We start from the raw sequence: 13,610 nt of genomic DNA, 5'->3' as shown, positions 1-13,610 counted from the left end.
TGAGGTTGATGTAAGGGATTCAAATTTTTACCCAATGAAGCGTCTTGCTCCACCCGTCACGGCTGGACGAGTGGCTTGATCCAGCGATCGAACCAATCGGCCATATTGTCGCCAGCCGCATCGGATGGATCCGGCAGACCGTAGGCCATTGGAGGAACGGGAAACGCAAGCGTTCGATCCTGCTCTTGCCGCCGGCTGGGTTGCTGCGGCGGTCCCGGCTGGTCGAACCGCGATAGCATCGGCGACGAGCCAGAGTGTCAGGCGGGACGTGCCTGCCGCGCCGAGCCGTCGATGTCTTGCCAAGTCAACCAAACCGTGCAACACAAACTCAATGCACTCGCTTCGGTGCATTTGCGGACCGCCCGATCACAACAATCACACGACTTGGTGACATGATATTTTGGCCCACGAGAATGAGGCTCGTCCTGGCGTTGGCGTTGTTAGCCGCGGCGCCGGTTCAAGCCGACGAGGTGCTCAAGGCCTTTCAGGACTGGAAGCTCGCGGTTATGCCGAATCCAGTCACCAACGTCGCCAGCTATTTTATAGGCACGCTCACCTCAGATGGTGACTCCGCTTTTGGTCTCCAATGTAGCCCTGCCTTGCACAGCTACGCGTTCTTTGTCGAGGATCCCATCTTCAAGGTTGTCAAGCCGGCTCAAAAACTGACGCTCGACTTTCGTTTGGTCAATGAGAAGCCGGGCAAGCTGCTCGCCGTCTCGCTCGGCACGGGTCGTGTCGTCGTTGAAGAACGCCATCAGCATCCTTCGTTCAACTCCCTGCTGATGTCCGTTTATGGAGCCGAAACCGGCGTTGGTTTCTCGTCCGGATCGAGAGCATTACTGTTTTCTCTCAAAGGTTTCAGCGAAGCTGCCGAGGAGCTGGGCAAAAAGTGCGGCTTTACTCCCAATGACGAGACGCAGCAGCGCTGAGACGCGCATCGCTTCGATAGTTGAAGTATCTTATTGAAGCACCTTGGGCGAAGGGGCGCTCCGGGCCTTTCAGAATTGGTAGCCGACATGCGCCTTTTTCAGCTCCGCTTGCTGTCGCTGCTGAACGACAGTTCGGCGGCAGGCAATCGATGATTGACATCATTACATGCCCCGGGGAGCCAATCTTGAAGCGCGCAATTTTGTCGTTTGTACTTCTACTGCTAATGCCGCTGGCCGCACTGGCGGCAGACGCGTGCAAAGCCGTCGCTCTCCATGATGTTCCGGCACTTGAAGACCCTGCCTCGGTTCTGAAGACAGGTGAATTGGACACCGCGGTTACTCAGTATCGGGTGAACAAGAAGACCGGCGAAGCGTCGTTTTGCTCTCACGGCGGCTACTGCTATCCCACGCATCTTCGGGAGGACGGCGAGCCCGTGGAGGTATTGAAGCTCGTCAACTGTCAGATCGGCAAGCAAGACGACTTTGATGATCCGGAGGATGTCTATTACGACCTCGACGTGATAAGATCAAAGCTGAGCCCCGTAGAACTGAAACGCGACGACGTCGATAATCGCCTTCTGGAGCTTGGACTCTGTTCGGCATGTGCAAGCAGTGCCGCCCGTCTTTACGTTTCTAAACCGCACTCCTCCTGCGCCCGTCTGGTGAGGGAAACACTTGAGGGAAATTCCGACGCGCTCAAAATCCTATCGGGTCGCCCTCCTTTCTGCGGGTAACTGGTCGGCAAGAAACTAACAAAAGCCGTTCGATACGCCTCGATGGCGCGTTTCGGGGAGAATAACTCCCCGCTCAAGAGAAGCGTCCCAGATCGCGATCGTCATGAGGCCGAACAGTGCGAGCGATATCAAAGATGCGGTCATGGATGGGAGCTCTTCCTTTCATCGCAAAGGACAACAGGCGAGCTGTCCTCGCGACGGCGAACATTTCATGCGCGGCAGATCGCGGGCGGCGCGATCGTTTCGGGCGCGAACCCTATCCTCATCAGAGGGCCGCGGGGCGCGCGCGATTGCCGCGCGCTGCCTACCGGCACGTTCGCGCGCGCCGGCTGAATGGGAATGTCTGGCAAAGGCTCGGACGGCGGCGCGCTGGCGACGACGCATGAGGCAGGGTTGAGGCGTCCTGACGTGCGGGCCGCCGTCCGATCGGGAAGTCCTCACAGTCAAGAGGACCTAAAGAAAAAGCCCGCGGCGGATTGCTCCGCGCGGGCCGTTCGAACTCATCTCGATGATGGCAATGTGCCGGTGATTTGCCCGACGTGTCAAACTCCAATTGCAGAAAATCAATTTGCTGTAGATCAAATCGGTTTCGCAAATTCTTCGCGGCGACCAATTTCACGGCCGGATCAGTGGCTTGATCCAGCGGTCAAACCAATCGTCCATATTGTCGCCAACCGCATCGGTGTATCCGGCAGACCGTAGACCATTGGAGGAACGGGAAACGCAATCGTTCGATCCTCCTCCGGCCGCCGGCTGGGTTGTTGCGGCGGTCCCGGTTGGTCGAACCGCGCCGGCGCGCCTGTTTGGGGAGAAGGCAGTCGGACAGGATATCCTGCGTCAGAAGGTGCTGCCACCTTCGGTAAAGCGCCCAGTGCGCCGGGATCAAACACAAGCTGATTCCTGGTCGGATATTTGTAAATGCCGAAACCGGTATCACCTCCGTCAGACGATGGTCGCACGTCCGGAGGCGTTGCTGTCGGCCGCGCCGGTGCGCTCGCTTGGCGCGCAGATGGCCAGATGCCGAAACGATCGTCGAACGACGGTGGTGCAATGGAAGGCGCCGCAGTGGCCGGCAACGTTGGCGTGCTGCCGCCAGGCGCGTTGTTCGCTGGGCTCGGGACCCGGACCAGGTATCTCGCGTCAGGATTCGGCGCGTTCGGTGATACACTGACAGCACTTCCGCCGAGCGCTCGCTGCGCCGCGACTGCCTGATCCGGATTCTGAACCGAAGGACTCGTTCCCCCGGCACCGGGCATCGGCCCGACGCCCTGAGTCTGCGCGAGGTAGGGGATGGGCGCTCCCCGCTGCGGAGACCAAGGCTGGGGTCGCCGCGCGTCGCCTGCAGGCGGCACATCAAGTTTCTGTTGCGGCGCCGGAGGTGACCCGGCACTCGACTTTGGCGGTGCGGCGGTCGCGATCTTCCGATCCGCCCAAGCGATGACGTCGCCGACCGTCTTGCCTTTGAGGAAGGGGTTCGCTGCGATGGCTTTAGCATCGAGGACCGATTCCACTGGCATATTCGGATCGGCTTTGAGCAATTTGATCCCGCCGCCCAGGCCCGCAAAGTGCGTGAGATAGATCGTGCCCGGCGTGACGGGAAAGCCAGCCCGGCGAAGCCCGGCTGAGTGCTCCGCCACGTACCGGCCGGTCATCTCTTTCGACAGCTCCGGATCGGTGCGCATCGCAAGGATTTCGGCCCGCGATTTGTCTTGCGCCAGATCGGGCCGATAGCGCTTGATCAGGTCGAGCCACGTCCCCTCAATGAACTGCCCGGGCCCGAGCGCGCTCGAAGTGGGGGACTTCGCATTTCGATTGCCCGAGCTTTCGGCGCCCATGATGTCGTCGCGAATATCCATCCTAACCTCCAAATGAGAATAGCGGCCCCGAGGGACCGTTGCTCAATTCGATGTCGATGTATTCGGTGCGCCGTCGGCGTGAGCGCGCAGACGTACTTCTGCCTGCACGACGATCACGTCCGCAACAGGCGTACCAGCGCTTGCCTGGCCTGCAAAAAAAGCAGGATTACGCTTCGCCAAATGCGCCCTGCGGGCTATGAGCTATTGTTTTAGTCGGTAGGACAGATCAGCGTCAGCGTGATCCGCAGCGGATGACGCTGACGCGCAATCCGCCCTTACAACTTGGGTCCCAGCTCTTTTTTCAACACCGCTTGCTGCGCGTCGCTTGGAGTTCCGAGGTAGGAAATGGTCCCCTCTTTGAGGAGCGCGCCCCATGCTTGGGTGCCGTTCGGCGCAAACATGACGACCAATGCGGCCGCGTTACAATTATGCGGCTCGCAAGAGAAGAATACGTCATAGACGGTCCCGTTGATCGCAGCATGGATGGCGGTTGATTCGACCCTAGCGCCCTTCGGCTTGAGGACTTCCTGGGTCCAGCTCGGCAGGTTGCCGGCGTGATCGAGCAGACTCTTCAACGTCTGCGCATAGGCCGGCTTTTTGATCATGTTGGACAGATAAGGCTCAGCCGCTATCGCAGGCGAGCAGGCTACGTACATCACCACCAAGCCCAAACGAAACTGCCATTGCATGCTTTACTCCCGAAGCGCATTTGTTCAAGCGCCTTCCAGCGTCGCATCTACCATACGTAGAGTGCGCAAGCCAGCATTTAAGGGCGTTGCGGAATGACATGCAGGCGGCCACACGAATACACATCTTTTGTCGATGCATCCGCAAAATGATGCGCACTACTTGCGCCGAGACGAAGCATCGACGACCAGCAGCAAGCCGTGCTGAGGCTGATGCGGGAGAATAACTCCCCGCTCAAGAGAAGCCGTCCCAGATCGCGATCGTCATGAGGCCGAACAGTGCGAGCGATATCAAAGATGCGGTCATGGATGGGAGCTCTTCCTTTCATCGCAAAGGACAACAGGCGAGCTGTCCTCGCGACGGCGAACATTTCATGCGCGGCAGATCGCGGGCGGCGCGATCGTTTCGGGCGCGAACCCTATCCTCATCAGAGGGCCGCGGGGCGCGCGCGATTGCCGCGCGCTGCCTANCGGCACGTTCGCGCGCGCCGGCTGAATGGGAATGTCTGGCAAAGGCTCGGACGGCGGCGTGCTGGCGACGACGCATGAGGCAGGGTTGAGGCGTCCTGACGTGCGGGCTGCCGTCCGATCGGGAAGTCCTCACAGTCAAGAGGACCTAAAGAAAAAGCCCGCGGCGGATTGCTCCGTGCGGGCCGTTCGAATTCATCTCGATGATGGCAATGTGCGTCTGATTTGCCCGACGCGTCAAACTTTAATTAAAATGCGGGAAAATCAATTCGTCAGATTGAAACCGATTTTACAAACATCGCCGTGGAAAAAACAAAAACCCGCTGCCGTTCCTGCGGCGCGGGCTCTATGATTTCTGCGACGATGTGAATCTGCGCCTGATTTGCCCGACGTGTCAAGCGCGAGAGCTAGTCAGTGAGCCAGCATCGAGACAACCACGCCAGGGAGGCCATCATGATGTATCTTGCCGCCGCGGTGCTGTTCATTCTGTCCGCACTGCTCTATGCCGCGGGCAATCAGGAGATCGGTTCGTTCGGCGCTGATGTGTGCCGTTATGGCGGTTCGTTCTGCGACCATCCGCAATATGTGCTGGTGGCTGCCGGCCTTGCGGCCGCCTGGGGAAAGTTCGTCAGCATCCGCTGATCAGGTGCCCCCGGCTTGATCTGCGTCAAAACCTGAACACCCGCACCGCACCATACAATCAGCAGCGAGGTTTGATCGACTGCGGAGCAGTGAACGGTCCGGCAATCAGGCAGGGAGCGCGCTCCGCAGCGACCCCAGTGAGCAAGGCTGCGGCACATCTGCCGGCGGCAACCTTGCGACACTGGCGATCGGCTCTGTCAACGTCGCGTTGGGCGACATCGGCACCTCGCCATCGAGATCATCGCGGTCAGGTTGCGCCGGAGAAGACGCCGCCAGAGAGGCCAGCGGAACTTTCACCCCGAAACGGCATTGAGCGACATTATCGCCGCTCTCGGTAAGGTATCTCAAAACCAACGCCTACTCAAAACGTCCACAGCCCTCGATGCTTCAAACCGGCTCCAAAGCACCCAGACACGCCAACCGCATGGTGCTTCGTCTGCTCGGCCCGGGGCTGGTGACGGGCGCTGCGGATGACGACCCATCCGGCATCGCCACCTATTCGCAGGCGGGCGCGCAGTTCGGCTATGGCCTGCTCTGGACCGTCTTCCTGACGACACCGTTCATGATCGCGATCCAGCTCGTCAGCGCGCGGATTGGTCGGGTCACCGGCAAGGGCCTCGCCGCCAATGTCGTCGAAATCGCGCCGCGCTGGCTGGTGATCGCGCTTATCTCTCTCTTGATCGCTGCAAACACCTTCAACATCGCCGCCGACATCGCGGCGATGGGAGAAGCGCTCGCACTTGTCATCGGAGGACTGATCCACGAGCACGCCCTGATCTTCGCAGCCCTATCGGTCCTGCTCCAGGTCTTCGTTCCCTATCGGCAATATGCGCCCATACTGAAGGTGCTGACGCTGACGCTCTTCGCCTACGTGATTACGGCGCTGACGGTCGACATCCCCTGGAGCACGGCATTGCTGGCGGCGGTCTGGCCGCGGCCGACGCTGAGCGCAGACTACTTCCTGATGGTGGTCGCGGTTCTCGGCACCACCATCAGCCCCTATCTGTTCTTCTGGCAGGCCTCGCAGGAGGTCGAGGAGATGAATCGGGGCGTCGTCAGCCGTCCGTTGCGGGAGCTTGCCAGGGGCGGCAGCCTCGAGCTTCACCGCATCAGGATCGATACAACAGTTGGCATGATGTTCTCGAACGTCATCGCCTTTTCCATCATCCTGACCACGGCCGCGGTGCTGAACGCCAACGGCATCACCAACGTTAGTTCGGCAACCCAGGCTGCGGAGGCACTGCGGCCACTTGCCGGCGACTTTACCTTCCTGCTCTTTGCGCTCGGCATCATCGGCACCGGATTGCTCGCGATCCCTGTCTTGGCAGGTTCGGCGGCCTATGGCGTGGCGGAGGCGCTCGGTTGGCACGCCACTCTGGAAGCCAAGGCACCTGACGCGGTCGGCTTCTATGCCATCATCGCCGCTGCAACCGTAATCGGTTTCGGACTGGGCTTCACCGGTATCGACGCCATTCACATGTTGGTATGGAGTGCGGTGCTCAACGGCATCGTGGCGGTCCCGATCATGGCTATGATGATGGCGATCGTCTCGAACCAGAAACTGATGGGACGGTTCAGGGCAAGATCATGGCTGGTAATCCTGGGCTGGCTGGGCACGGCGCTGATGGCGATCGCGGTGATCGCCCTCTTCTCGTCATTTTTTCTGTAGTTCTGGCATTGCCACCCAGCGCGTCGGGTCGCTCGCACCATTGGTGCGCTGCGGCATCGCATTTATGCTATCAATCCCAACGCGAACGCTTTAAGCAGCAAGGTCGCGGCAGCAATCAGAAGCTGCGATAGCCAATCAAAAGACGACAAGGGGGAAGCACCTTGACCCAAGCGAACCGGATGAGCGCGCGCTCAATGCCTTCTTTTACGCCGCGTGGCCTCGCCTTGCTGCGCGATCCCCTGCTCAACAAGGGCACTGCCTTCACCGAGCAGGAGCGGGATGCGCTGGGCCTGCGCGGCTTCCTTCCGGCGGGCGTGCTGTCGATGCAGGCACAGGTCGAGCGCGTACTGACCAATCTGCGCTCGCTGCCGAGCGACCTGGAAAAATATGTCGCATTGAATTCCCTGCATGACCGCAACGAAGCCTTGTTCTTCCGCGTTGTCTGCGATCACATCGATGAAATCCAGCCGCTGATCTACACCCCAACGGTCGGCCTCGCCTGCCAACGCTACGGACTGATCTTCCAGCGGCCGCGGGGCCTGTTCATCTCCGCCAACGATCGCGGCCATATCGCCGAAATCCTGTCCAACTGGCCCTATCGCGCCAAGCTGATCGTCGTCACCGACGGCGAGCGCATCTTGGGACTGGGCGATCTCGGCGCCAACGGGATGGGCATTCCAGTCGGCAAACTCTCGCTCTATTCGGCTTGCGCCGGCGTTCACCCCGAGCTTTGCCTGCCCGTGATGCTCGATGTCGGCACCAACAACGCCGAGTTTCTCAAGGACCCCTATTACATCGGGCTGCGCCAGCAACGCATCACCGGCCCCGCTTACGACGACTTCGTCGATGAGTTCATGAGCGCGGCGCGCGCAGCCTTTCCGGGCGTGCTGATCCAGTTCGAGGATTTCGCCAATCACTCGGCGTTCCGCCTGCTGCACAAATATCGTGACGAAGCCTGCGTCTTCAACGACGATATTCAAGGCACGGCAGCGGTGGCGTTGGCCGGCCTGTTCTCGGCGCTGCGCGCGACGGGTGGCAAGCTCAAGGAGCAGAGAATCCTCTTCCTCGGCGCGGGCGAGGCCGCAACCGGTATCGCCGATCTGATCGTCTCCGCCATGATGGCCGAGGGCGCGACGGAAGCCGAGGCAATCAAGCGCAACTGGCTGGTCGACTCCCGCGGCCTCGTGGTCAAAGGACGCGCGAATCTGAGCGGGCACAAATTGCGCTATGCGCATGAGCAGGCACCCATCGACGACTTCCTCACCGCGATCAAAACCCAGAAGCCGACCGCGATCATCGGCGTCGCGGCGGTCGGCGGCGCGTTCACGCCCGACGTGCTGAAGACCATGGCCGAGCTCAACGAGCGGCCGATCATCTTTGCGCTCTCCAACCCGACCTCGAAGGCCGAATGCTCGGCCGAGGAAGCCTATCGCCACACCCGTGGCCGTGCGCTATTCGCCTGCGGCAGCCCCTACGATCCGGTCGATCTCAATGGTCTGACATTCGTGCCGCGCCAGGGCAACAATTCCTATATCTTCCCCGGTGTGGGCCTCGGCGTGATCGCCAGCGGCAGCCGCCTCGTGACCGACGAGATGTTTATGGCGGCGGCGCATACGCTTGCCAACGCGGTGAGCGAAGCGGATCTGAAGCAGGGCAGCCTCTATCCGGCGCTGCCGCGCATCCGCGAAGTCTCCGCCCAGATTGGTGCGGCCGTTGCCGGCGTCGCCTACCAGCGGGGGCTGGCGCAGGGGCCGACACCGAACGATCTGATCGGCATTGTCCAGGCCCAGATGTACGACCCTCATTACTGAAGAGGTGCGCGGCCGATTGGGCTTCAACCGCGCTGCAACATTCGCCGCAGGTTGCGGATGTCGGCCAGCTCCTCAATGCCGAAGACGGTGTCGATCAGGCGCGTGGACACCTCGCGCCCGATTACCGGCGTCGTCAAGTCGCGCGCCTTGTTGATCACTTCGGCGCGCGTCATCGGATTGCGTGGCGTGCCGCGGACGGCGGAAATGCGCTCGGACTCCCGGCTGCCGTCCGCAAACTCGATCTCCACGACCGTCTCGCGCGCCGGCAGCAGTTTCGCCAGTTCCTCGTCCCGCACCAGGTTGACCTTGGCCCGCTCCTTGAGCACGGCGGCATCCTGCATGCGCGCCTTGTCATGCGCGGCCAGGAACGACACCGTCTTGTCGATCAGCATGACGGCGATCATGTGCTGCAGACAGATGTCGGGGATGTCGCGATTGTCCACCACCGCCGCCACCGAAGGCGCAAGCCGTACTGTCACCCGCTTCACCTGGTCCGGCTCGAACGGCTTCTTCGCGCGGATCGCCTCCACCCCGTCCAGCGGCGCCTGGATCGGCGAGCCGACGCTCCACTTCTTGATGTCGGTCTGCGTGATCTCGTAACGCTCGCCGAGCTTCTCGATCAGGCGATCCGGCTGGGCCTTCGGCGCGTAGGCCGCGAAGAAATTGTCTGGGCCAGAGAAGATGTCATCGACACCGTTCCAGCCTGATTTGACCAGTAGCGCCGCCGTTACCCCATTGCGCGCGGGCATGCCGGCGAACACGAACGCCTTTTCGATATGATCGGTATCCCGCCGCCATGCGATGAAGCCGGAGGATTCCTGTGCGGCATAGTCGAGCAGCCAGCGCGTCTGCCGCGTATCGAGCCCGGCGGCGCATCCGGCGGCCGCCGCCGCGCCGAACGTGCCGGCGATGCTGTGCGTTGACAGGCTGCTCTCGTAGCTGAAGGTGGCGCCGCCCATCGCCATCACCACGCGCGTGCCAATGTCATAGCCGAGCGTCACCGCGCGCAGCAGGCCTATGCCATCGATGCCATAGGCCTCGCCGGCCGCAAATGCCGCCGGTATCACCGAGCAGCCAGGATGCGAGCGCGACTCATTGTGCGAGTCGTCAGTCTCGTCGGCATGCGCCATCACGCCATTGGCGAGCGCGGCGTCGATTGGCGGCGCCGTCAACGCCGAGCCGGCCACCGTCACCCCGCCATTGCCACCACGCTCGCGGATATAGCGTTGCGCTGCCTGGCCCGGCGGCAATTCCGATCCCGAAACCATGGCCGAGATCGTATCGAGCAGATGATATTTTGCCTGTTCGGTGACGTCCTCCGGAAGCGCCTTGGCACGCGCTGCACTCATATAGGTGCTGAGCGTGGTCATGACGGGTCCAGGCGCTGATGACGCCGAAGGCGCGTTTTGCGCCAGCACACAGGTGGGCAACACGCCAAGCGCTGTTGCAGCATTTGCCGACAATTTGAGAAAGCCGCGCCGCGACTGCATGCTTCGTCAGCCTCCCTTTGCAATTCTTTTCGTTGCCTTCCAGTGACATTTTGCCCGGTCGCGGTCAATCGTCAGCCCCGGCGAAACATTGGCGCGGGGCCTTCTCAGGAGACAGGCGCGACGCCGGCTATCAGATCGCAATCTGCCGGCCGATCTCGACCACCTGGTCGTTCGGCAGGCTGAAGAAATCGCTGACATGCTGCGCATTGCGCTCCATCAGCGCGAAAAGGCGCTCCTGCCAGGCCGGCAGACCCTTGCCGTCCTCGCGCGCGATCACGGTTTCGTGGCCGACATAATAGGTTACGTCGGACACATCAACCGTGCAGCCCAGCGCCTTGCCCCGGATCAGGAGATCGGGGATATGCGGACGCTCCATGAAGCCGTAGCGCGCGTGCAGACGCCAGAAATTCGGCGCGACTTCCGCGAGATTGATCCGATTGGCGGAGGAGACCCAGGGCACCGACAAGACCTCGGCACGCAGCACGACGACATGCTCATGCAAGGCGCGGTTGTGCTTGACATGCCAGCCCATCACCGGCGGCGTGTCCCGCTCGGTCCGGGTCAGGAACACGGCGGTCCCCGGCACACGGGGAATCTTCTTCTCGGCAAGGCGCGCCAGAAATTCCGGAACGGGAATGAGGGCCTCTCGCATCCGTTCCCCAACTGCGGCTGCCCCGCGGTGCCATATCCACATAATGCCATACACAGAGACGGCGAGGATCAACGGCACGTAGCCGCCCTCGGCAATCTTGGTGAGATTGGCAAGGAAGAAGGCGCCATCGATGATCAGGAAGAATCCGGCAACGGCGCCGGCGGCCAACAGGCTCCATTGCCAGATCTCGCGCATGGCAATGAAGAGCAGCGCTGAGGTCATCAGCATGGTCAGGGACACCGCGATGCCATAGGCGGACGCGAGATTGTCGGACTTGCCGAAGCCGACAGTCAGTCCGAGTGTCACGATCATCAACAGCCAATTGACGGCGCCGACATAAATCTGGCCATACCCTTCCGAGGAGGTCTGCTTGATCTGGAGCCGCGGCAACCAGCCAAGCTGGATCGCCTGCCGCGTCATCGAAAAGGCGCCCGTGATGATCGACTGGCTGGCAATGATGGTGGCGATGGTCGCGAGCACGATCAGCGGCAGCAGTAGAGCGTCCGGGCAAAGCCTGAAGAAGATATTGCCATCAGTCGGCGCGCCGTCGATCACGAGTGCGGCCTGTCCCGCATAGTTGATGATCAAGCTTGGGAATACGATCGCGAACCAGGCGAGCTTGATCGGCCCGGCACCGAAATGCCCCATGTCCGCATACAATGCCTCGGCACCGGTTACGCAAAGAAACACCGCGCCCAGCACCAGAAAGCCGGTGAAGCCGCCCGAGAACAAGTACGACAGGCCATAGACCGGATTGAGCGCCGCAAACACCGCCGGATGCTTAGCAATGCCGAAGATACCCATCACTGCCATGACAACAAACCAGGTCAGCATTACCGGACCGAACAGGTGACCGATGGTCGCAGTGCCCCTCGACTGGATCGCAAACAGCGCGAGCAGGATCAGCACGGCCGCCGGAACGACATAGGGCTGCAACGCAGGCGTTGCCATGTTCACCCCTTCCAGGGCCGACAGGACCGAGATCGCCGGCGTGATCGCGCCGTCGCCATAGATCAGCGCCGCGCCAAACAGGCCGACAGCGATGATGGTCGGCCGGTGCTGCTTCTTCACGCCGAGCAGCGCCATCAACGCAAGGATGCCGCCCTCCCCGTCATTGTCGACGCGCATCGCGAACAGCACATATTTGACACTCGTGATGATGAAGAGCGTCCACAGCACAAGCGAAAGCGCACCGAGCACAGCGGCGGCATCGGGGGCCTTTTCCGCCGTGCCGAGAATGGTCTTGAAGGTGTAGAGCGGGCTCGTGCCGATGTCGCCGAACACGACCCCGAGCGCCGAAAGGGCGAGCATCGTCAGCCTGCCCTGCGGCCCGTGCCGCGTGGTCTCGCCACCCGTCAAAGTCTGTTGTTCGCTCACAGCCGCCTGTCCGTCCGTTCTGCCCGATCAAGACTATGGCCGCGGATTGCGACAGCCAAGCAAAGCCTGACGGCGTCCGTACCATAGGTCTGCCACCATGGCGAGGCGCGGACCCTGCCTGCTCCGCCCATCACCCAACAGATGCTGCCGACCTCGCGTTTGCTCCATGGCGGCAGACTGCCGTCGCGCAAGGACTTCACAAGGGCGTGGCAACGTCGCTACGCAGGTTGGACGGGAGTTTGGCGGGACAGGGCTGAACAGGCTCTGAAAAAAATCTAGAAATGGTGGCGCCACGCGGTTCCCCGTTACGCAGCGGTAAGGAATAATCGGCCCCATGCGGCATTCATGGTCAGAAGGCTGCGCATGGCCTGGACATGTCGATCGGGATTGTCGTGAGCGGATCCAGCGTAAGCAACGTGGGAATCTGGGTTGTGTCGATCCTTGCGGTCCTGGGTACAGTGGACAGAGCCGCAGCCGAGGCCTGTCCAACAGCAAAGGACGAGATCACAACCGACAGGCCCGATGTGACGAATTCGAGCCTAGTGGTGCCCTTTGGCAGTCTTCAAAGTGAAAACGGCGTTAATTTCAGTTCCCGCGACGGAGGCCGAAGCATCGACGGCACCAACAGCCGCTGGCGGCTCGGCGTCGCGCCGTGCCTGGAAGTGCTGGTGGACTTGCCAACCTATTTTGGCACCGTGAACGGAAGTGGCAGCACCGGATTTTCGGACGTGGCGCCCGCGATCAAATGGCAGATCAGCCCGGTGCCCGGAAAGATCGACTTGTCAGCCGTATTCGGAATGGCCGTGCCAACCGGCGCGGTCGCTATCGCAGGTCGTGGTCCGCAACCCTATCTGCAATTTCCATGGTCGTGGGAATTGCACGAGGGCTGGGGCGTCAGCGGCATGTTCACTGAATTCTTCCGCCCGTCTGATTTCACGGCAAGACGCATCACCGAGACGACTTTCGTGATCGAGAAAAGCCTCAGCGAGAGGTTCAGCGCATTCGCCGAATACGTCGGTGATTATCCGGAAGGCGCGGGCCCAAGCCTGATGATCAACTCAGGCGGCATCTATCATTTGAGCAAGCTTCAGCAGGTCGACTTCCATCTGGCCGTTGGCCTCAATCACAACGCCCCGAACTACATCGTCGGCATCGGTTATTCCTTTCGCGTCGATGGACTGTTTGGGACGCCAGCGCGCTAGACGTGAGCCCGGCGTGCGGCACGCTCGCTGTCCTCAGATCGCGGCATTGCAGCGGCCCGATCCGTCCTACATGGGCGAGTTGCAGTCATAGGGA

The 13,610-nt window shown here is 61.3% G+C and carries 11 protein-coding genes; 7 read left to right on the top strand and 4 right to left on the bottom strand.

The window, feature by feature from the left end; genetic code table 11:
* The first annotated feature begins 413 nt into the window (after positions 1-413).
* Complete coding sequence (locus A3AI_RS0105165) at positions 414-929, top strand: hypothetical protein (RefSeq protein WP_024514553.1); 516 nt, start codon at positions 414-416, stop codon at positions 927-929.
* Positions 930-1,114: 185 nt separating this feature from the next.
* On the top strand, positions 1,115-1,663 hold the full coding sequence (locus A3AI_RS0105160; protein ID WP_156927633.1) for a hypothetical protein: 549 nt from the start codon (positions 1,115-1,117) through the stop codon (positions 1,661-1,663).
* Positions 1,664-2,289: 626 nt separating this feature from the next.
* Here the strand turns inward: A3AI_RS0105160 and A3AI_RS45125 are convergent.
* A complete protein-coding gene (locus A3AI_RS45125) occupies positions 2,290-3,519 on the bottom strand; it encodes a lytic transglycosylase domain-containing protein (RefSeq protein ID WP_024514551.1) in 1,230 nt (409 codons plus the stop codon).
* Positions 3,520-3,794: 275 nt separating this feature from the next.
* The gene (locus A3AI_RS0105150; protein WP_024514550.1) at positions 3,795-4,208 is read right to left on the bottom strand and encodes an Ivy family c-type lysozyme inhibitor; all 414 of its coding nucleotides are present in this window, start codon (positions 4,206-4,208) and stop codon (positions 3,795-3,797) included.
* A 499-nt stretch (positions 4,209-4,707) separates the two neighbouring features.
* Here A3AI_RS0105150 and A3AI_RS47235 point away from each other — a divergent pair, with 499 nt between their 5' ends.
* The 4 genes from A3AI_RS47235 (at position 4,708) to A3AI_RS0105135 (ending at position 8,795) form a co-directional block, all read left to right on the top strand.
* The gene (locus A3AI_RS47235; RefSeq protein ID WP_156927632.1) at positions 4,708-5,025 is read left to right on the top strand and encodes a hypothetical protein; all 318 of its coding nucleotides are present in this window, start codon (positions 4,708-4,710) and stop codon (positions 5,023-5,025) included.
* 101 nt (positions 5,026-5,126) lie between these two features.
* Positions 5,127-5,315, top strand: a complete 189-nt coding sequence (locus A3AI_RS0105145; protein ID WP_502685730.1) for a hypothetical protein — start codon at positions 5,127-5,129, stop codon at positions 5,313-5,315.
* A gap of 424 nt (positions 5,316-5,739) precedes the next feature.
* Positions 5,740-6,984 carry an NRAMP family divalent metal transporter gene (locus A3AI_RS0105140; RefSeq protein ID WP_024514548.1) on the top strand — a complete coding sequence of 415 codons (1,245 nt, stop codon included), beginning with the start codon at positions 5,740-5,742 and terminating at the stop codon, positions 6,982-6,984.
* 194 nt (positions 6,985-7,178) lie between these two features.
* Positions 7,179-8,795 carry an oxaloacetate-decarboxylating malate dehydrogenase gene (locus A3AI_RS0105135; RefSeq protein WP_036047542.1) on the top strand — a complete coding sequence of 539 codons (1,617 nt, stop codon included), beginning with the start codon at positions 7,179-7,181 and terminating at the stop codon, positions 8,793-8,795.
* Between the two features lie 23 nt (positions 8,796-8,818).
* On the opposite strand, the gene A3AI_RS0105130 is transcribed toward A3AI_RS0105135, so the two are convergent.
* A complete protein-coding gene (locus tag A3AI_RS0105130) occupies positions 8,819-10,165 on the bottom strand; it encodes an MmgE/PrpD family protein (protein WP_245286836.1) in 1,347 nt (448 codons plus the stop codon).
* 250 nt (positions 10,166-10,415) lie between these two features.
* Positions 10,416-12,248 (bottom strand): potassium transporter Kup, encoded by a 1,833-nt coding sequence (locus A3AI_RS0105125; RefSeq protein ID WP_051382290.1) that lies wholly within the window; start codon positions 12,246-12,248, stop codon positions 10,416-10,418.
* A gap of 497 nt (positions 12,249-12,745) precedes the next feature.
* Between A3AI_RS0105125 and A3AI_RS0105120 the strand changes: the two genes are divergently transcribed.
* Positions 12,746-13,516, top strand: coding sequence for a transporter (locus A3AI_RS0105120; protein WP_245286835.1), 771 nt, complete (start codon positions 12,746-12,748; stop codon positions 13,514-13,516).
* Positions 13,517-13,610: the final 94 nt, after the last annotated feature.

This window comes from Bradyrhizobium sp. Tv2a-2 (assembly GCF_000472425.1).
Classification (GTDB): Bacteria; Pseudomonadota; Alphaproteobacteria; order Rhizobiales; family Xanthobacteraceae; genus Bradyrhizobium.
This window is presented reverse-complemented; position numbering and strand designations above follow the sequence as displayed.

Coding starts and splice junctions, on each gene's coding strand:
- A3AI_RS0105140 (WP_024514548.1), top strand. CDS start 5,740: ATGGTGCTTCGTCTGCTCGGCCCGGGGCTGGTGACGGGCGCTGCGGAT.
- A3AI_RS47235 (WP_156927632.1), top strand. CDS start 4,708: ATGTCTGGCAAAGGCTCGGACGGCGGCGTGCTGGCGACGACGCATGAG.
- A3AI_RS0105130 (WP_245286836.1), bottom strand. CDS start 10,165: ATGACCACGCTCAGCACCTATATGAGTGCAGCGCGTGCCAAGGCGCTT.
- A3AI_RS0105135 (WP_036047542.1), top strand. CDS start 7,179: ATGCCTTCTTTTACGCCGCGTGGCCTCGCCTTGCTGCGCGATCCCCTG.
- A3AI_RS0105165 (WP_024514553.1), top strand. CDS start 414: ATGAGGCTCGTCCTGGCGTTGGCGTTGTTAGCCGCGGCGCCGGTTCAA.
- A3AI_RS0105125 (WP_051382290.1), bottom strand. CDS start 12,248: ATGCTCGCCCTTTCGGCGCTCGGGGTCGTGTTCGGCGACATCGGCACG.
- A3AI_RS0105150 (WP_024514550.1), bottom strand. CDS start 4,208: ATGCAATGGCAGTTTCGTTTGGGCTTGGTGGTGATGTACGTAGCCTGC.
- A3AI_RS0105145 (WP_502685730.1), top strand. CDS start 5,127: ATGATGTATCTTGCCGCCGCGGTGCTGTTCATTCTGTCCGCACTGCTC.
- A3AI_RS45125 (WP_024514551.1), bottom strand. CDS start 3,519: ATGGATATTCGCGACGACATCATGGGCGCCGAAAGCTCGGGCAATCGA.